The following is a 17,158-nucleotide window of genomic DNA, read 5'->3' as shown; positions in this document are numbered from 1 at the left end:
TCCCTGCCTCCCCTGCGGCTCCAGTGATTAAGCTGTGGCCGAATCCATTCAGGCGCCCGTCGTGCGAACTCGCCGCTCCGCGACGTCGATGACGAGGATGTGGGCGTATGGAATCCGGGCTCAGCTTCTCCGCCGCCGACCTCGCCCAGACCCGGTTCGCCGTCTCCCCCATGTGGGAGGTCGTCACCAGCTACCGCATCCTCGCCCGGCAGTCGGACACCGCCCCGCACCGCCGCTGGGTCGCACAGGTCGGCCCCCGGATCGCCCGGGCCGGCCTCGACCGCGGCTGGCTCGACGCGCTCATCCCCGGCCACGGCTACCTGGCCGACTTCCTCAACCCGACCCCCACCGGCCCCTTCCCCACCCTTGAGGCCGAGCTCGACGCCATCCGCCGCACACCGGCCGAGCAGGTGCACAACGACCTCGACATGCTCGGGAGGGAGGGGAACGGAATCGGGGGCGGGGACGGGAACAGGGACAGGGGCTGGACCGACGGGGGCCCGGTCAGTCGGGGTCGGAATTCCCGGCTCGGCGTGCTGCGGGAGGCGCCCGAGGAGGCGCTGCGGAAGATCGCCGACGAGATCGAGGCGTACTGGGAGATCGCTCTCGCCCCCTACTGGGCGCGGATCCAGAAGGTTCTGGAGGCCGATGTGTTCCACCGGGCGCGGCAGGTCGCCGAGCACGGTTCGGCGCGGGTACTGAGCGAGCTCCACGAGACCGTGCGGTGGGACGACGGCACGCTGCGGCTGGTGCGGCTCCACTGCGCGCTCACTCGCGACCAGGCCGGCTCGGGACTGCTGCTCATCCCGTCCGTCTTCGCCTGGCCCAAGGTCCTGACCCGGTCCGTGCACCCGGATCCGCCCCAACTCGCCTATCCCGCGCGGGGAATCGGAACGGTCTGGGAGCCCCGTACCACCGGGGCCACGGACGCCGTCGCCGCCGTCCTCGGCCGCTCGCGGACCCTGCTGCTCACCGAACTCGACACCCCGTCGTCCACCACCCGGCTCGCCGCCCACTGCGGGCTGTCCGCCGCCGGTGTCTCCCAGCACCTCATCGCCCTGCGGAACGCCGGACTGGTCACCGCGCACCGCAGTGGGCGCTCCGTCCTCTACGCCCGTACCGCGGTCGCCGACCAGCTCCTCAACCCGTAGACATCCGAGGGAAGATGGCCGGATGACATCTCTCTCTGTGTCGGACGGGTCTGATGGGCCGGATGGGTCGGATGGGTCGACTGAATCGACCGGACCGGCCTGGTCGGAGCGGTCCGTGGTCCGCGACGGGGTACGCCTTGTCTGCCGCGACTGGGGTGGTTCCGGGCCCGACGTACTGCTGCTCCACGGGCTGGCCGGGCATGTCGGGGAGTGGGACGCCACCGCCCGGCTGCTGCGCGACGTCGGTCACCGGGTCGTCGCCCTCGACCAGCGCGGGCACGGGAGCAGCGAGCGCCGGCCGGAGGACGTCTCGCGCGGGGCGTACGTCGCCGACGTGGTCGCCGTGGCCGAGCGACTCGGGCTTGTGCGGCCGCTGTTGATCGGCCAGTCGCTCGGTGGGCACACCGCGTTCCTCACCGCCGCCGCTCACCCCGGGCTGGCCCGCGCGCTCGTCCTCGTCGAGGCGGGGCCGGGCGGCGCCGACCCGGACGTGTCCGCGGGGATCGGGGACTGGCTGCGGGGATGGCCCGTGCCGTTTCCCTCGCGGGAGGCGGCCGTCGCCCACCTGGGCGGGAGCAAGCGGCTCGTCGGGGAGGGGTGGGCCGACGGACTGGAGGAGCGCGACGGGGGTCTTCGGCCGCGCTTCGACCCGGACGTCATGGTGCGGTCCCTGGACGTGATCGGCGCCCGCTCCTTCTGGGACGAGTGGGCCGCCGTCGCCTGTCCCGTCCTCGCCGTCCTCGGACACGGCGGGGAGAGCGGCCAGGGCGGGATCATCGGCGGCGAGGAGTACGCGGAGATGGCCCGGATCCGGCCCGGGCTGCACGGTGTGAGCGTGCCCGGCGCCGGGCACGACGTGCATCTCGAGCGGCCGGAGGTGCTGCACCGGCTGATCGTCGACTTCTGCGCGGCCGTCCTGCCGGCCACCCCTTGCCCTGGAGTGCACTCCAGTTCCTAGAGTGCGCGCATGCGCTATCGAGTACTCGGCGGGACCGGCATCGACGTCAGCACGTACTGCCTCGGCACCATGATGTTCGGTGCCGTCGGCAATCCGGACCACCAGGAATCCGTACGGATCATCCATGCCGCCCTGGACCAGGGCATCAACTTCGTGGACACTGCCGACATGTACTCGGCCGGGGAGTCCGAGGAGATCGTCGGCAAGGCACTGCGTGATCCGCGGCGCCGCGAGGAGACCGTCCTCGCCACCAAGGTGTACTTCCCCATGGGCGGCGAGGGGCCCAACCGGGGCGGTTCGTCACGGCGTTGGATCACCCTCGCCGTCGAGAACAGCCTCAAGCGGCTCGGTACCGACTGGATCGACCTCTACCAGGTGCACCGGCCCGACCACCGTACGGACATCGAGGAGACCCTCGACGTCCTGGGCGACCTCGTCACCCAGGGGAAGATCCGGGCGTTCGGCTGCTCCACCTTCCCCGCCGAGGACATCGTCGAGGCCCACGCCGTCGCCGAGCGGCGCGGACTGCGCCGCTTCCGCTCCGAGCAGCCGCCGTACTCGCTGCTCGCGCGGGGCGTCGAGGCGTCCGTGCTGCCGGTGGCCCAGCGGTACGGGATGGGCGTGCTGACGTGGAGCCCGCTCGCGTCCGGCTTCCTCACCGGCCGGTACCGCAAGGGCGCCCCCATCGACCTCACCAGAGGGCGGGCCGCGCTCACCCCGCACCGCTTCGACCCCTCGCTGCCCGTCAACGCCGCCAAGCTCGACGCCGTCGAGGAGTTCGTCGAGCTCGCGGACGAGATCGGGTGCAGCCTGCCCGAGCTGGCGATCGCCTTCGCCGCCGCGCACCCGGCGGTCACCTCCGTGATCATCGGGCCGCGGACGATGGAGCAGCTGGAGGGGCTGCTGAAGGGCGCGCCCGTCGTCCTCACGGACGACGTCCTGGACCGGATCGACGCGATCGTCCCGCCCGGCACGAACCTGTACCACCCCGACGGCGCCTGGCGCCCGCCCGTCCTCACCGAATCCGCCCTGCGGCGGCGGCCGTTGGGGGAACGGGCGGCGGGCTGAGAGACGCCCCTCGGCCGGCTAGGGCCTGTCGTCACATTCCCGTCGTCGCCCGAAGGGCGGCCGGGGCAGACGGGAAGGTGACGACAGGCGCTACGGGGCGGTGAACTGCTCCGCGCCGACCACCCGGAGCAGGGCCAGGCGCTCGCCCGCGTCGGTGCCCGGCGGCGGGGTGTGGAGGACGAGGCGCTGTTCGCCCTCGGGGGCGAGGAGGACCTGGCAGTCCAGGTCGACGGGGCCGACGACCGGGTGGACGACCCGCATCCGGCTGTGGCGGCGGACGGCGACCTCGTGCTCGGCCCACAGGTCGGCGAACTCCTCGCTGGCGGCGCGGAGCCGGTCGACGAGACGGGTGGACGCCGGGTCGTGGGAGCGGCGGCCGACGGCCGCGCGCAGGTCGGCGACGTGGAGGCGGCTGTAGTACGCGTGCTCCTCGGCCGGGTACGCGGCGCGGGCCCGGGAGTCGGCGAACCAGCGCCAGACGACGTTCCGGCCGTGCTCCGAGACCGTGCACACGCCGCCGAGGAGGGCGCGGGCCATGGCGTTCTGGGCGAGGACGTCGCCGAGGTCGCTCAGGACCTGCGCGGGGGTCGTCTCCAGCTGGTCGAGCAGGTGCAGCAGACCGGGCGAGACGTGGTCGCCGGCCGTGGGGCCGGCGGGCGGACGGTGGCCGGCGAGGAGGTGGAGGTGGTCGCGCCCGTCGGTGTCCAGGCGCAGCGCGCGGGCGAGCGCGGCGAGCATCTGGGGCGAGGGCTGCGGGCCGCGGGCCTGCTCAAGGCGGATGTAGTAGTCGGCGGACATGCCGGCGAGCTGGGCGACCTCCTCGCGGCGGAGCCCGGGGGTACGGCGCCGGGGTCCGGCCGGAAGGCCCGCGTCCTGCGGGCGGACCCGGTCGCGGGAGCGGCGCAGGAAGTCGGCCAGTTCACGGCGGTCGATCGTCGTCATGCGGATCATCCTGCCGGAGGCGCGACGGCCCATCCAGGGACTGCCGATCCCAGGGTCGGAAGGGCTCTCCCGCCCCCTTCCGGCGGTCGGCAGAGTCCTCGGTGTCAGCCACTCACCCCTCCACCGGGAGCGACACCATGGCCACCGTCACCGTCGGCACCGCCCGCGTCCACTACGACATCGAAGGCTCGGGCAGCGGCCCCGCCCTGCTCCTCGTCCACGGCACCGGCTCCGGCGGCGCCGTCGTCAACTGGGGCCAGACCGCGCCCCGTTTCACCTCCGGGCGCCGGGTCGTCACCCTGGACCTGTCCGGCGCCGACCGGACGGTCGACGACGGCGGTCCGCTGACCGTCGAGACGCTGGCCGCGCAGGTGATCGCGGTGATCGAGGACGCGGGCACCGGTCCGGTGGACCTGCTGGGCTTCTCGATGGGGTCCCCGGTGTCGGCGGCCGTCGCCGCGCTCCGTCCCGACCTGGTCGAACGGCTGGTGCTGGTCGCGGGATGGGCGTACACCGACGGCGACGAGTACATGCGGAACCTGTTCACGCTGTGGCAGCGGCTCGGCGAGTTCGATCCGGCGGGGTTCGGGCGGAGCGTGACGATGACCGGGTTCAGCCGCGGCTTCCTCAACGCGATCGGCCGCGAGGGCGTCGAGGCGCTCATCCCGAACATGCCGCCCACGCCGGGCACCCTGCGGCACGTGGCGCTCGACCTGGGGGTCGACATCCGCGGGCTGCTGCCCCGGATCACGGCGCAGACGCTGGTCGTGGGCGCCACGCAGGACGCCACGGTCCCGGTGGAGAACAGCCGGGAACTGCACGCGGCGATCGCCGGCAGCACGTACGCGGAGATCGACGCCGGTCACGTCGTGCTGTTCGAGAAGGAGGACGAGTTCGTGAAGACGGTGACCGATTTCCTGGGTTCCGACGCCGCCTGAACCCATGCTGGGACGCATGAGTGAGACGAGGGCGATCGGAGCGGCGGAGCGCAGGGCCCGGCTCGGTGTGCGGCACCGGCTGGCCGCGGGCGCGCGGGCGGGCTCGGCGGCGGAGGTCGGGGACGCGCTGGTGGCGCTGCACGGGACGGATCCGGCGAGCGTGTTCCTCGCGGTGGGGGCGCGGCTGGCCGGGGGGATCGGGCCCGTCGCGGAGGTCGAGCGGGCGCTGTACGAGGACCGGACGCTGGTCCGGATGCACGGTATGCGGCACACGGTCTTCGCCTTCCCCGCCCCTCTCTTGCCCGCCGTGCACGCCTCGACGACCCACCCGGCGGCGGTCCGCGAACGCACCGCGCTCCTCGCCCACCTGGCGGCCGGCAGCACCTTCGACGCGGCCTGGCTGGCGGAGACCGAGCGGCTGGTCCTGGCAGAGCTGGCGGTGCGCGGCGAGGCCACGGGCGCCGAACTCGGCGACGCCGTACCGAGGTTGAGATCGACGTACGTGTACGGCCCCGGCACCCGCCAGGAAGGGACCCAGTCCGTCGCGAGCCGGGTCCTGCGGGTCCTCGGCATGGAGGGCCGGATCGTCCGGGGCCGGCCGCAGGGGACGTGGACGTCCAGCCGCTTCCGCTGGACGCTCGCCGACCCCCACCCCGAGCGCGAACCGGCCGAGGCGCGGGCGGAGTTGCTCCGGCACTGGCTGGCGGCGTGCGGCCCCGCGACCGAGGCGGACCTGAAGTGGTGGACGGGGTGGAAGGTGACGGACGTGCGGGCGGCCCTCTCCGCCACCGGGGCGGTGCCGGTCACCCTGGAGGAGGACACGACCGCCAGGGATACGGGCTCCGCGCGCACGGGCTCCGGGGGTACGGGCCCCGCGCGCACGGGTTCCGGGGGTACGGGCTCCGCCGGCACCGGTTTCGTCCTGCCGGACGACCTCGCCCCCGTACCGGAGCCGGAGCCGTGGGCGGCGCTGCTTCCGGCGCTCGACCCGACGCCGATGGGATGGCAGGCCCGCGACTGGTTCCTGGACCCGGAACACCGGGCGGCGCTGTACGACCGCAGCGGGAACATCGGGCCGACGGTGTGGTGGAACGGCCGGATCGTCGGCGGCTGGGCGCAGCGCCCCGACGGCGCCGTCGTCCACCGGCTCCTGACCGACGTGGGCGCGGAGGCCCGGCGCGCCATCGGGGCGGAGGCGGAGCGGCTGGCCGCCTGGGTCGGGGACGTACGGGTGACACCCCGCTTCCGCACACCGCTGGAGCGCGAGCTCGGCGCCGGGCCGTGACGGGCCCCCGGGGGCGCGGCCGCCGCCGGCGCGGTCCTCAGTGCCGCGATTCGATGGCCGAGACGCCGAGGTCGTAGAGGCCGTCGAGGACGAGGTCGACGCCGACGGCGGCGAGGAGCAGGCCCAGGAGGCGGCCCAGGAGCTCGATGGTGGTGTGGTGGGTGCGGCGCAGGACGCGGGCGAGGAGCAGGACGCAGACCAGGTCGAGGGCGATGACGGCCACGTACGCGCCGACGACCGTCGAGCGCCAGCTGAACGAGTACCGGGCGGCCGCCTCGATCAGTACGGCGGTCATGGCCAGCGGACTCACCACGTACGGCATGAGCAGCTCGCGCACGCCGCTGGCCAGGTCGGGGGCGTCCTGGTGGGGGCCGTCGGAGCCGAGGTGCAGGCCCAGGACGAGCCCGACGGCGTAGACGAAGAAGATGACGCCGCCCGCGAGCTGGAGCGCCGGCGTGCTGATGTGGAAGAGGTTCAGCAGCCAGGGCGCCGTGATGCCGGTGACCAGGCCGACGACGACGGCCGCGCCCGAGGAGATGAGGGCGATGTTCCGCAGCTGGCGGGCGGGGTGCACCTGCGCGAGGCCGGCGAAGGCGAGGAGGACCTTGGGCGGCCCGACGACGGAGAAGAAGGTGATGAAGGCGGCGGAGAAGGTGAATGCGTTCACACCGGAATCATGAGGCGGTCGGGTGATTTCTCCCGTTTTTCGACCTGCTGCCCGCGCGGTGTCGAAAACCCGCCCCCGGCTCCGACTCTCCTGCGGAAGCACGCAACGCCAACGAGGAGGACGTCATGAAGTACCTGGTGATGGTCCAGGGGTCGCAGACCGACTACGAGGCCATGGTCGGCCGTGGCTCCGCCGCAAGCCCCGCCTGGGACAAGACCCAGCTCCAGGCCATGTACGACCACATGAACGACATCAGCAAGGAACTCGCCTCCACCGGCGAGATGCTCGACGCCCAGGGCCTCGCCGCCCCCTCCACCGCCCGCTTCGTCACCCTCGACGCCAACGGCGACCCCGTCGTCACCGACGGCCCCTACGCCGAGACCAAGGAGGTCCTCGCCGGCTACTGGGTCCTCGACTGCCCCTCCCTCGACCGCGTCACCGCCATCGCCGCCCAGGTCGCCCGCTGCCCCGTCCCCCCCGGCTCCCCCGACTACCCCGTCGTCATCCGCCCCATCGACGAATCGGGCCCGAGCCAGGAGTGATCTCAGGCCGGGCACGAGGCCCCGAGCGCGCCCTCCGCGGCCCGTTCGGGGTCTCGTTCCACCGCGTTCGTCCAACTTTCACATTGCCTCCCCAACCTCCCGTTGCGGACGCTACGGTTCCCCCGGGGCACATCACATGGCGAGGGTCCGGGGGGACACATGCACGAGATGTCCAAGGGAGCCAACATCGGGCTGGCGACCCTCAGCGAAGACACCGGCGCGGTCGTCGTCGGCCTGAGCTGGAGCAGTGCGACGGGCGACGGGGACGCGGACGTCTCGGTACTGCTGGTCGACGGCAGCGGCAAGGTACGCGGCGACACCGATTTCTACTTCTACAACCACCCGGCGGCCGAGGACGGCAGCGTGCAGCTGCTCGGCAAGGTCCCGACGGAGAACGGCAGCGAGGACCGGATCAGCCTGGACCTCACGGCGATCCCCGAGGAGGTCACCACGATCGTGGTGGCGGCGAGCCAGTACGGCGGCGCCCGCTTCGGGGACCTGGACGACCTGCGCATGACGGTCACCGACCGCTCGGGCGAGACGCTGCTCGGCTTCTCCATCACGGACGCCACGATCGAGACGGCCTTCATCTTCGGTGAGCTCTACCGCCGCAACGACGAGTGGAAGTTCCGCGCTGTCGGACAGGGCTACGAGACGGGGCTCACCGGACTCGCCACCGACTTCGGCATCGCCGTCGACGAGGAGGAGGAGTCCGAGGAGGGGCAGGAGGCCGAGGGCGGACAGGACGGCCGGGAGTCCGGCGAGGGGCTGCGGGAGGACGCCGACACGGCCGGTTCTTCCACCGCCGTCCCGTCCGCAGGTGCCGCCGCCGGGGCCGTATCGCCTTCACCCGACACCGTCTCCGGCCCGCAGGCCGTCGACACCGTCCGGCTCCCGACGCAGGCCGGCGCGGACCGCGCGACTCCTACTTCCGCCGCATTCGGCGGGACACCCGAACCCACCCGGCGCCGCGGTGCGCGGACGGCCAAGAAGAAGGTCACCCTCCCCAAGGCCCCGAAGAAGTCCCTGGCGGAGAACGACTCCTGGAAGCCGGCCCGCCTGTTTCCCGTTCCGTCCTACAAGAGCGATCGCGAGCGCGAGGTGCGCGCGACATCGGTCCTGCTCTCGGTGATGGCGGAGGTCCCCGAGTTCGGCCGCCGCCTCACCGCCGGTTTCGGTGCGCCCGCGGGCCGGATGCAGACGTTCACCGAGGTGTCGCTCCCCCACGGGGACAGTCCGAAGCGGCCGGACGGTGTCATCCGGACGGAGCGGGCCGGGAAGCTCTGGACGGCGCTCGTCGAGACCAAGACGAACGGTAATCCGCTGAAGTCGGAGCAGGTCCAGAACTACATGGACATCGCGGCGAGGCGGGGATACGAGGCCGTCATCACCCTGTCCAACGACGTGGCGCTCGAAGGCAGTCCGCTCGTCGAGGTCAAGACGGACGGCCGGCGCAAGCACAAGGTCTCGCTCTGGCACCTCTCCTGGGCCGAGGTGGCCCACCAGGCGCAGATGCTGATCCGGCACGAGGGTGTGGGCAACGCCGCACACGCGTGGCTCCTCCAGGAACTCCTCCACTACCTCCAGCACGAGAACTCCGGCTGTCACGGCTTCCAGAACATGGGGCCGTCCTGGGTCCCCGTGCGCAACGGGATCGACGCCGAGACCCTGTGCCAGGGCGACCCCCGCGCGGTGGAGGTCGTGGAGAGCTGGGAGCGGTTGATCCGGCAGGTCTGTCTGCGGCTGGGTGGCGAGCTCGGGCAGAAGGCCCTCCCGGTGCAGCGGGCCAAGCGCGGCACCGACCCCAAGTCCCGGCGTACGGAGCTCGCCGACCGGCTCTGCGAGGAGGGGAAGCTCTCCGCCGAGCTGCGGGTCGACGGCGCGGACAGCATCCTGGCCATCACCGCGGACCTCCGCACCGGGAAGATCCGTACGTCCATCGACGTCCCTGCCCCGGACGGCGCCTACCCCCTCTCGGTCGCGAAGCGGCTCCTGCGCGTACTGGACGAAGCCCCCGCCGACCTGCACGTGGAAACGCTGTTGGAGGGCCGGAACGGTCCCCGGGGAACGCTGGAGCGGCTGCGCCCCGAGCCTGGCGACCTGCTGCCCAAGGACGGTGCGGCCATCACGGGTTTCCGTCTCTCGCTCTTCAAGGGCATGGGCAACAGCCGGGGAAGCACGGAGTCGGGGTTCATCCGCAGCATCGACGAGGCGGTCGACCGCTTCTACGGCTCGGTGGTCTCGCACCTGGGCCAGTTCGAGCAGCGTCGCGCCCCACGGGGACGTTCCGCCGCCGAACCCGCCGGAACGAGCTGAGCCCTCTGCCTTCAGTGCATCCCGTGGGCCCCGCCCTGTGGGCGGGGCCTGCCTCGGGGGATGAGGAGGGGGGCGGTGAGGGCGAGGGTGGTGGCGGTGAGGGTGTGGGTGGTGAAGGCGGTGGTGAAGCCGGTGGGGGTGAGGGGTGGGGTGCCGAGGGCGAGGGTGGAGGCGAGGGCGATGCCGAGGGTGCCGCCGAGTTCGTGGGCGGTGTTGACGATGCCGGAGGCGAGGCCGGCCTCGGGTGCGGGGACGAGGCCGAGGGCGGTGGTGGTGGCGGTGACGAAGACGGCGCCGAGGCCGAGGGCGGCGGTGGCCAGGGCGGGCATGAGGGTGGTCCAGGGGTCGGGGTCGTCGAGGAGGGCCAGGGGGAGGCAGCCGGCCGCCGCGAGGGCCATGCCGGCGGTGGCGCAGGCGCGGGGGCCGGCGGTGGTGACCAGGCGGGAGCCGAGGTGGGCGCCGATGGCCGTGGCGAGGGCGACCGGGAGGAAGAGGAGCCCGGTGCGGAGGGAGTCGAGGCCGTCGACGTGCTGGAGCCGGAGCGAGCCGAGGAAGAAGAAGGAGAGCAGCAGGGCCGTCGCGACGAGCATGAGGAGTGAGCCGGCGACGACCGGTCGCCGGGTCAGCATCCGCAGGTCCATGAGGGGTGTGGGGCTGCTGCGTTCGGCCGCGGTGAAGGCCGCGTAGAGGGCGATCGCGCCGAGCAGGGGGAGCAGGGTGGTGGCGGAGGTCCAGCCGGCGTCGCCCGCGCGCACCAGGCCGTAGACGAGGGTGCCGGTGGCGGCGGTGACGAGGACCGCGCCGGGGATGTCGAGGCCGCGGGCGCCCGCGGCGGTGGTGCGGGGCAGCAGTTTCGGGAGCGTCAGGAGCAGCGCGAGGCCGACGGGGACGTTCACGAAGAAGACCCAGGGCCAGCCGGGGCCGGCGGTGAGGGCGCCGCCGAGGAGGACGCCGACGGCGGAGCCGGTGCCGCCGACGGCCGCCCAGACGCCGAGGGCCCGGGCCCGTTCGGGGCCGTGGAACGTGGTGGTGACGAGGGCGAGCGCGGCCGGGGAGAGGAGGGCGGCGCCGATGCCCTGGGCGACGCGGCCGGCGAGGAGGACGGTGGCGTTCGGCGCGAGGCCGCAGGCCAGGGACGCGGCGGTGAAGAGGGCGAGGCCGGTGAGGAGGACGCGGCGGGCGCCGAGGGCGTCGGCGAGCCGTCCGCCGAGGAGCATGAGCCCGCCGAAGCAGAGCGTGTACGCGGTGACGACCCAGGTCAGGGCGGTGCGCCCGAGGTCCAGGTCGGTGGCGAGGGCGGGCAGGGCGACGTTCACGACGGTGACGTCGAGGATCAGCATGAACTGGGCCGCGCAGATCAGCGCGAGGGCCGTCCAGCGGCGGGGGTGGGTGCGGGCGGGGGTGGGTGGGGCGAAGTGGGTCGACATAACTGAACTGTACGGCACAGTACAGTTGAACTCAAGAGTACAGTTCCCTTGGTAGGCTCACCCCATGGATGACCAGCCCCCCCGACCCGCACCCGCCGGGGCCCGCGCCGCCCGCAAACGGCAGGCCGTCGTGCGGGCCGCCCGCGACCTCTTCCTCCGCGAGGGATTCGGCGTCGGCATGGACGCCATCGCCGCCGAGGCGGGCGTCTCCAAGGTGACCGTCTACAACCACTTCGGCAGCAAGGAAGCGCTCTTCACCGCCGTCGTCGCGGGCGCCCTCGACGAACCGCTGCACGCGGACACCGACGGCCCCGACCTCTCCCGGCTCGCCGACGCGGAGGACCTGCGCGCCGCCCTCGTCGACGCCGGCCGCGCCTGGGCCCTGGCCGTACGCACCGACGCCGAGGGCCGCGCCCTGCGCACCCTCGTCGCCACCGAGCTCCACCGCTTCCCCGAACTGGGCCGCGCCTGGCGCTCCCACGGCCCGGCCGGCCACCACCCGGCCGTCGCGGACGCCCTGCGGACCCTCGCCGACCGGGGCCGGCTCGCGATCCCGGACCTGGAGGTCGCCGTCCTCCAGCTCTACTCGCTGCTCGTCTTCCCGCAGATGGTCTTCGAGCAGTACGGGACCGAGCTCACCGAGGAGCTGAGCGAGCGGCTGGTCGTCGACGGCGTGGAGATGTTCCTCCGCCGCTACGCCCCCTGAGGACGCGTGCCGTCCGCCGGTGAGGCATCAAGCGGACGGAGTGGATCCGGCGGCAGGTGTCATCCTTGGACTTCGACGGAACCCCGTGCCGGGGAGTAAATTACCCCCTGGGGTATCTGTGGAGGAGTCACTGTGGAACTCGATCTCGCGGGCGCCGAGCTGAAGGCCGTGCTGAACCGGCTGCGCCGGGCCCAGGGCCAGATCTCCGGCGTGATCCGGATGATCGAGGAGGGGCGCGACTGCGAGGAGGTCGTGACCCAGCTCGCCGCCGCCTCCCGCGCACTCGACCGGGCCGGCTTCGCGATCATCGCGACCGGCCTCCAGCAGTGCCTGACCGACATCGAGGACGGCCGGAAGAACGGCGAGGACCGCGACGCGATGCGGGCCCGCCTGGAGAAGCTCTTCCTCTCGCTGGCGTGAGCCGCATCGACGAGCACCCCCGGGGCATGCCCCGGGGGTGCTCGTCGTTTCTCGTGGGTCAGTCGTCCGCGAGGCCGTTGAGGCGCTTCGCGATGCGGGTGAGGCGGGCGCCCTGGTAGCGGGCGGCCTGGAGGACGTTCTCGTCCGGGGCGCCGTTGGCGGCGGGGTGGGCGGTGCCGTAGGGGTTGCCGCCGGCCGCGTAGACGGCGGGGTCGGTGTAGCCGGGCGAGACGATGACCGAGCCCCAGTGGTGGAAGGTGTTGTAGAGGGCGAGCAGCGTCGACTCGTTGCCGCCGTGGACGTTGTGCGCGCTGGTGAAGGCGGTCGCGGCCTTGTCGGCCATGACGCCGCGCTGCCAGAGCCCGCCCGAGGTGTCGATGTACTGCTTGAGCTGCGCGGACACGTTGCCGAAGCGGGTCGGGGAGCCGAGGGCGTACGCGTCCGCCCACTCCAGGTCCTCGAGGGTGGCGGTCTCGACGTCGCCGGTGGCGTCGACGTGGGCGCGCCAGGCCGGGTTCGCGTCGATGGCGGTGTCGGGGGCGAGTTCGGGCACCCGGCGCAGGCGCACCTCGGCGCCGGCCTTCCCGGCACCCTCGGCGACGGCCTGGGCGAGCTGGTGGACGGCGCCCGTGGCGGAGTAGTAGATGACGGCGACCTTGACGGACATGGCGTGCTCTCCTCGATCTCCCGAGCCGGCCTTCCGGACCGGCCTCACGAACCGGATTACTTTCCGTTTCGACGATCAGAGATTAAGCGGATCGTTATCCGCTTTGCAAGGGGAACGGGTATGCTCACATCGAGAAGACGACCGAGGGGGAACGGGCGAGCGGAAGAAAGAGCGGGAGTCGGCAGATGAGCACGGAGAATCCGCGGGCCGGAGCCGGGGAAACGGCAGCGCCGGAGACGACACCCCTGGCCACCCCGGGACTGCTCCCCACGGTCGACGCCCCCGCGCCCGAGCGCGCCGACGCCGCCCGCAACCGGCGCAAGATCCTCGACGCCGCCGCCCGGATAGTGGCGGAGCAGGGCCCCGACGCCGTCACCATGAACCAGGTCGCCCACGCCAGCGGCATCGGCGTCGGTACCGTCTACCGCCGCTTCGGCGACGTCTCCCAGCTGCTGTGGGCACTCCTCGACGACCGCGAGCGCCGGTTCCAGGAGGCGTACATGAGCGGGCCGCCGCCACTGGGCCCGGGCGCGCCGGCCGCCGAGCGGCTCGACGCCTTCCTCGACGCGCTGGTCGACCGGGTCAGGGAGCAGCGCGGGCTCCTCCTCGCGGCGCACTCCGCCGCACCCCGCGCCCGCTACCACAGCGGCGCCTACCGGGTGATGCACACGCACGTGGCCCTGCTCATCGGGCAGCTCAGGCCGGGCGCCGACAGCGCGCTCCTCGCACACCTGCTGCTGTCGTCGTTCTCACCGGACGTCATGCACCATCTGACGGTCGAGCAGGAGCTGTCGCCCGAGCGCCTCAAGGCGGGCGTACGGGCCCTGCTGACCCTTCGGGACACCCCCGACGGGCCCTAGGGAACGTCCCCGCCCAGCGCCGCCAGTCCGTCCAGTACCCGGGCGAGGGCGAAGCCGTACGCGTGTTCCGCGTCGTACAGCCCGCCGTAGGCGACGGCCGCCGCCTCCCCGACGCGTCCCGCGAGGGGGAACCGCTCGCCGTCGAAGACGCGGGCGAGCAGCGGCTCGTGGGCGGCCCACCACTCCCCGTCGGACATGGCGCTCTCCCGCTCCACGGCCCGCGCGTCCAGCTCCGCCCGGGCGGCGGCCTGGACGGACCCGAGGACGTACGTCAGGGCCGAGTCGCGGGACACGTCGTCGAGGCCGAGGCCCTCGAAGGCGCCCAGTTCGTACTCGTACTTGGTCATCACGCCGGGGCCCAGCGGGGCGCGGACGATCCGCAGTTCGACCAGCCAGGGGTGGCGCAGGTGCAGGGCCCGGTTCGCGTCGGCGACGGCCGTGACGCGGTCGCGCCAGGGCAGGCCGGGGCCGAACGGCGGGCGGTCCATCCGTAGGAAGACGGTGTCCAGCATGAGGTCGAGCAGCTCGCCCTTGCCGGGGACGTACGTGTAGAGGGTCATCGGGGTGACCCCGAGGAGCCGGGCGACGGCGCGCAGGGTGAGGGCGTGGAGGCCGCCGGCGTCGGCGAGGCCGAGGGCGGCGTCGACGACGGCGTCGACGGTGAGGCCCTGGCGGGGGCCGCGCCGCGCGGCCGGGGCCGCGGCGCTGTCCCGCCAGAGCAGCTCCAGGGTGCGGGCCGGGTCGCCGGCCCCGCTGCTGTTCTTCCCGTCGGTCGCCGCCATGGCACTCATTCTCGCAGGTCAGAGGTAATAGGTCGTAACTTTGTACACCGTATAGAGTAACCTGTCCGTTCGAGTATGGGACGACCACCGGAGGGCGCACGCATGAACCACCCCGTCGGCACGAACCACCCCGGCCACCCCGTCGGCGCGCACGAGAGCACCGCCGCGGACGGCCACCACGTCATCCAGGTCCGCGGGGCCCGGGAGAACAACCTCAGGAACGTCGACGTCGACCTCCCCAAGCGCCGCCTCACCGTCTTCACCGGGGTCTCCGGCTCGGGGAAGTCCTCCCTCGTCTTCGGCACCATCGCCGCCGAGTCGCAGCGCCTGATCAACGAGACGTACAGCGCCTTCCTCCAGTCCTTCATGCCGTCCCTGGCCCGCCCGGACGTGGACGGGCTGCACAACCTGAGCGCGGCGATCGTCGTCGACCAGGAGCGGATGGGCGCCAACTCCCGCTCCACCGTGGGCACGGCCACCGACGCGTACACGATGCTGCGGATCGTCTTCAGCCGCCTCGGCACCCCGCACGTCGGCACCTCGGGGGCGTTCAGCTTCAACCTCCCCGAGGGCATGTGCCCGCGCTGCGAGGGCGCCGGCGAGGTCTCGGACATCGACGTCGACGAGCTCGTCGACCGGTCGAAGTCGCTCGACGAGGGCGCCATCACCGTCCCGAACTTCGCCGTGGACTCCTGGTACTGGCGGATCATGGCCGAATCCGGCTTCTACCCCCGCGACAGGAAGCTCGCCGAGTTCACCGACGAGGAGTGGGACGCCTTCCTCCACAAGCCGTCGTGCAAGGTGAAGGTCGGCAGCAACACCTTCACCTACGAGGGACTGGTGCCGAAGGTCCAGCGGCTGTTCCTCGCCAAGGACCGCGAGTCGCTCCAGGCCCACATCCGGGCCTTCGTGGACCGGGCGGTCGTCTTCCACGCCTGCCCGGAGTGCGAGGGCACCCGGCTCACCCGGGCCGCGCTGTCCAGTCGTATCGACGGCGTGAACATCGCCGAGTGCTCGGCGATGCAGATCAGCGACCTCGCCGCGTTCGTCGGCCGGATCGAGGACCCCTCCGTCGCGCCGCTGCTGGCCGGCCTGCGCGAGCTCCTCGACTCGCTCGTCGAGATCGGCCTCGGCTACCTCTCCCTCGACCGCTCCTCCGGGACCCTCTCCGGCGGCGAGGCCCAGCGCGTGAAGATGGTCCGCCACCTGGGCTCGCCGCTGACCGACGTCACGTACGTCTTCGACGAGCCGACGACCGGACTGCACCCGCACGACGTCCGGCGCATGAACGACCTGCTGCTGCGCCTGCGCGACAAGGGCAACACCGTCCTCGTCGTGGAGCACAAGCCCGAGGTCATCGAGATCGCCGACCACGTCGTGGACCTCGGGCCGCGGGCCGGGACCGCGGGCGGCGAGATCTGCTACAGCGGCAACGTGCCGGGGCTGCGCGCCTCCGGCACCCTCACGGGCGCCCACCTCGCGCACCGGGCGAAGCTCCGCGCGGAGGTACGGGACCGGACCGGCGCCCTCGCGATCACCGGCGCCGGCCAGCACAACCTCAAGGACGTGAGCGTCGAGATCCCGACCGGGGTGCTGACCGTGGTCACCGGCGTGGCCGGTTCCGGCAAGTCCTCCCTCATCCACGGGAACCTGCCCGGCCGTGAGGGCGTCGTCGTCGCCGACCAGTCCCCGATCCGCGGCTCCCGCCGGTCGAACCCGGCGACGTACACGGGACTCCTCGGCCCCATCCGTACGGCGTTCGCCAAGGCCAACGGCGTCAAGGCGGCCCTCTTCAGCGCCAACTCGGAGGGCGCCTGCGGGAACTGCAACGGGCTCGGGCTGATCTACACCGACCTGGCGATCGCGGCGGGCGTGGCGTCGGTCTGCGAGAAGTGCGAGGGGAAGCGGTTCACGCCCGAGGTCCTCACCTACGAGCTGGACGGGAAGAACATCCACGAGGTCCTGTCCCTGTCGATCGACGAGGCGTACGACTTCTTCACGGGGAAGGGGCAGGCCCGCACCATCCTCGGCCGGCTCAAGGACGTCGGCCTCGGCTACCTCCGCCTCGGCCAGCCCCTGAACACCCTCTCCGGCGGCGAGCGCCAGCGCCTCAAGCTCGCGATCCACATGGCGGAGAAGGCCGCCGTCTACGTCCTCGACGAACCCACCACCGGCCTCCACCTCGCCGACGTCGACCAGCTCCTCGCCCTCCTCGACCGCCTCGTCGACTCCGGCAACACCGTCGTCGTCATCGAGCACCACCAGGCCGTGATGGCCCACGCCGACTGGCTCGTCGACCTCGGCCCCGGCGCCGGCCACGACGGCGGCCGTGTCGTCTTCGAGGGCACTCCCGCCCAACTGGTCGAGAAGGGCGATACGTTGACCGCCCGACACCTGAGGGAGTACGTCGGCGGCTGACCGCTCCGTGG

General features: G+C 72.7%; 16 protein-coding genes. 11 read left to right on the top strand and 5 right to left on the bottom strand.

The window, feature by feature from the left end; translation table 11 throughout:
* The first annotated feature begins 107 nt into the window (after nt 1–107).
* The 3 genes from ACFVZH_RS25160 (at nt 108) to ACFVZH_RS25150 (ending at nt 3,177) form a co-directional block, all read left to right on the top strand.
* Entirely contained in the window at nt 108–1,151 is a 1,044-nt protein-coding gene (locus tag ACFVZH_RS25160) for a DUF5937 family protein (protein ID WP_384900494.1), read from the top strand.
* Between the two features lie 115 nt (nt 1,152–1,266).
* The gene (locus ACFVZH_RS25155; protein ID WP_384900492.1) at nt 1,267–2,109 is read left to right on the top strand and encodes an alpha/beta fold hydrolase; all 843 of its coding nucleotides are present in this window, start codon (nt 1,267–1,269) and stop codon (nt 2,107–2,109) included.
* Between the two features lie 9 nt (nt 2,110–2,118).
* Nucleotides 2,119–3,177, top strand: coding sequence for an aldo/keto reductase (locus tag ACFVZH_RS25150; RefSeq protein WP_384900491.1), 1,059 nt, complete (start codon nt 2,119–2,121; stop codon nt 3,175–3,177).
* A gap of 90 nt (nt 3,178–3,267) precedes the next feature.
* On the opposite strand, the gene ACFVZH_RS25145 is transcribed toward ACFVZH_RS25150, so the two are convergent.
* Nucleotides 3,268–4,119: a helix-turn-helix transcriptional regulator gene (locus ACFVZH_RS25145; protein ID WP_384900489.1), complete on the bottom strand. Its 852-nt coding sequence runs from the start codon at nt 4,117–4,119 to the stop codon at nt 3,268–3,270.
* Nucleotides 4,120–4,256: 137 nt separating this feature from the next.
* Here ACFVZH_RS25145 and ACFVZH_RS25140 point away from each other — a divergent pair, with 137 nt between their 5' ends.
* Nucleotides 4,257–5,057, top strand: coding sequence for an alpha/beta fold hydrolase (locus tag ACFVZH_RS25140; RefSeq protein WP_384900486.1), 801 nt, complete (start codon nt 4,257–4,259; stop codon nt 5,055–5,057).
* Nucleotides 5,058–5,061: 4 nt separating this feature from the next.
* On the top strand, nt 5,062–6,342 hold the full coding sequence (locus ACFVZH_RS25135; RefSeq protein WP_384900484.1) for a winged helix DNA-binding domain-containing protein: 1,281 nt from the start codon (nt 5,062–5,064) through the stop codon (nt 6,340–6,342).
* A gap of 37 nt (nt 6,343–6,379) precedes the next feature.
* Here the strand turns inward: ACFVZH_RS25135 and ACFVZH_RS25130 are convergent, their stop codons facing one another.
* Nucleotides 6,380–7,009 carry a MarC family protein gene (locus tag ACFVZH_RS25130; RefSeq protein WP_384900482.1) on the bottom strand — a complete coding sequence of 210 codons (630 nt, stop codon included), beginning with the start codon at nt 7,007–7,009 and terminating at the stop codon, nt 6,380–6,382.
* Nucleotides 7,010–7,134: 125 nt separating this feature from the next.
* Here ACFVZH_RS25130 and ACFVZH_RS25125 point away from each other — a divergent pair, with 125 nt between their 5' ends.
* Both ACFVZH_RS25125 and ACFVZH_RS25120 read left to right on the top strand, forming a co-directional pair.
* Nucleotides 7,135–7,551, top strand: coding sequence for a YciI family protein (locus ACFVZH_RS25125; protein WP_384900480.1), 417 nt, complete (start codon nt 7,135–7,137; stop codon nt 7,549–7,551).
* Nucleotides 7,552–7,710: 159 nt separating this feature from the next.
* Nucleotides 7,711–9,867 (top strand): TerD family protein, encoded by a 2,157-nt coding sequence (locus ACFVZH_RS25120; protein WP_384900479.1) that lies wholly within the window; start codon nt 7,711–7,713, stop codon nt 9,865–9,867.
* Between the two features lie 11 nt (nt 9,868–9,878).
* Here ACFVZH_RS25120 and ACFVZH_RS25115 read toward each other — a convergent pair whose 3' ends face one another.
* Nucleotides 9,879–11,294 (bottom strand): MFS transporter, encoded by a 1,416-nt coding sequence (locus tag ACFVZH_RS25115; protein ID WP_384900477.1) that lies wholly within the window; start codon nt 11,292–11,294, stop codon nt 9,879–9,881.
* A 64-nt stretch (nt 11,295–11,358) separates the two neighbouring features.
* Between ACFVZH_RS25115 and ACFVZH_RS25110 the strand changes: the two genes are divergently transcribed.
* Nucleotides 11,359–12,000 carry a TetR/AcrR family transcriptional regulator gene (locus tag ACFVZH_RS25110; protein WP_384900475.1) on the top strand — a complete coding sequence of 214 codons (642 nt, stop codon included), beginning with the start codon at nt 11,359–11,361 and terminating at the stop codon, nt 11,998–12,000.
* Between the two features lie 132 nt (nt 12,001–12,132).
* Nucleotides 12,133–12,420, top strand: a complete 288-nt coding sequence (locus ACFVZH_RS25105; protein ID WP_384900474.1) for a metal-sensitive transcriptional regulator — start codon at nt 12,133–12,135, stop codon at nt 12,418–12,420.
* A 58-nt stretch (nt 12,421–12,478) separates the two neighbouring features.
* Here ACFVZH_RS25105 and wrbA read toward each other — a convergent pair whose 3' ends face one another.
* Complete coding sequence (gene wrbA, locus ACFVZH_RS25100) at nt 12,479–13,087, bottom strand: NAD(P)H:quinone oxidoreductase (protein WP_384900472.1); 609 nt, start codon at nt 13,085–13,087, stop codon at nt 12,479–12,481.
* A 185-nt stretch (nt 13,088–13,272) separates the two neighbouring features.
* Here wrbA and ACFVZH_RS25095 point away from each other — a divergent pair, with 185 nt between their 5' ends.
* Nucleotides 13,273–13,947, top strand: coding sequence for a TetR/AcrR family transcriptional regulator (locus ACFVZH_RS25095; RefSeq protein ID WP_384900471.1), 675 nt, complete (start codon nt 13,273–13,275; stop codon nt 13,945–13,947).
* Here the strand turns inward: ACFVZH_RS25095 and ACFVZH_RS25090 are convergent.
* The gene (locus tag ACFVZH_RS25090) at nt 13,944–14,729 is read right to left on the bottom strand and encodes a TetR/AcrR family transcriptional regulator (protein ID WP_384900469.1); all 786 of its coding nucleotides are present in this window, start codon (nt 14,727–14,729) and stop codon (nt 13,944–13,946) included. The genes ACFVZH_RS25095 and ACFVZH_RS25090 overlap by 4 nt on opposite strands.
* Before the next feature lie 102 nt (nt 14,730–14,831).
* On the opposite strand from ACFVZH_RS25090, the gene ACFVZH_RS25085 reads away from it, so the two are divergent.
* Complete coding sequence (locus ACFVZH_RS25085) at nt 14,832–17,147, top strand: ATP-binding cassette domain-containing protein (protein WP_384900467.1); 2,316 nt, start codon at nt 14,832–14,834, stop codon at nt 17,145–17,147.
* The last annotated feature ends 11 nt before the right edge of the window (nt 17,148–17,158 follow it).

The sequence above is a fragment of the Streptomyces sp. NPDC059534 genome (assembly GCF_042743475.1).
Classification (GTDB): Bacteria; Actinomycetota; Actinomycetes; order Streptomycetales; family Streptomycetaceae; genus Streptomyces.
The sequence above is the reverse complement of the archived record's forward strand: the minus strand, read 5'-3'. Positions and strand labels throughout refer to the sequence as shown.

Coding starts and splice junctions, on each gene's coding strand:
- ACFVZH_RS25110 (WP_384900475.1), top strand. CDS start 11,359: ATGGATGACCAGCCCCCCCGACCCGCACCCGCCGGGGCCCGCGCCGCC.
- ACFVZH_RS25160 (WP_384900494.1), top strand. CDS start 108: ATGGAATCCGGGCTCAGCTTCTCCGCCGCCGACCTCGCCCAGACCCGG.
- ACFVZH_RS25115 (WP_384900477.1), bottom strand. CDS start 11,294: ATGTCGACCCACTTCGCCCCACCCACCCCCGCCCGCACCCACCCCCGC.
- ACFVZH_RS25150 (WP_384900491.1), top strand. CDS start 2,119: ATGCGCTATCGAGTACTCGGCGGGACCGGCATCGACGTCAGCACGTAC.
- wrbA (WP_384900472.1), bottom strand. CDS start 13,087: ATGTCCGTCAAGGTCGCCGTCATCTACTACTCCGCCACGGGCGCCGTC.
- ACFVZH_RS25090 (WP_384900469.1), bottom strand. CDS start 14,729: ATGGCGGCGACCGACGGGAAGAACAGCAGCGGGGCCGGCGACCCGGCC.
- ACFVZH_RS25135 (WP_384900484.1), top strand. CDS start 5,062: ATGCTGGGACGCATGAGTGAGACGAGGGCGATCGGAGCGGCGGAGCGC.
- ACFVZH_RS25120 (WP_384900479.1), top strand. CDS start 7,711: ATGCACGAGATGTCCAAGGGAGCCAACATCGGGCTGGCGACCCTCAGC.
- ACFVZH_RS25140 (WP_384900486.1), top strand. CDS start 4,257: ATGGCCACCGTCACCGTCGGCACCGCCCGCGTCCACTACGACATCGAA.
- ACFVZH_RS25095 (WP_384900471.1), top strand. CDS start 13,273: ATGAGCACGGAGAATCCGCGGGCCGGAGCCGGGGAAACGGCAGCGCCG.
- ACFVZH_RS25085 (WP_384900467.1), top strand. CDS start 14,832: ATGAACCACCCCGTCGGCACGAACCACCCCGGCCACCCCGTCGGCGCG.
- ACFVZH_RS25125 (WP_384900480.1), top strand. CDS start 7,135: ATGAAGTACCTGGTGATGGTCCAGGGGTCGCAGACCGACTACGAGGCC.
- ACFVZH_RS25145 (WP_384900489.1), bottom strand. CDS start 4,119: ATGACGACGATCGACCGCCGTGAACTGGCCGACTTCCTGCGCCGCTCC.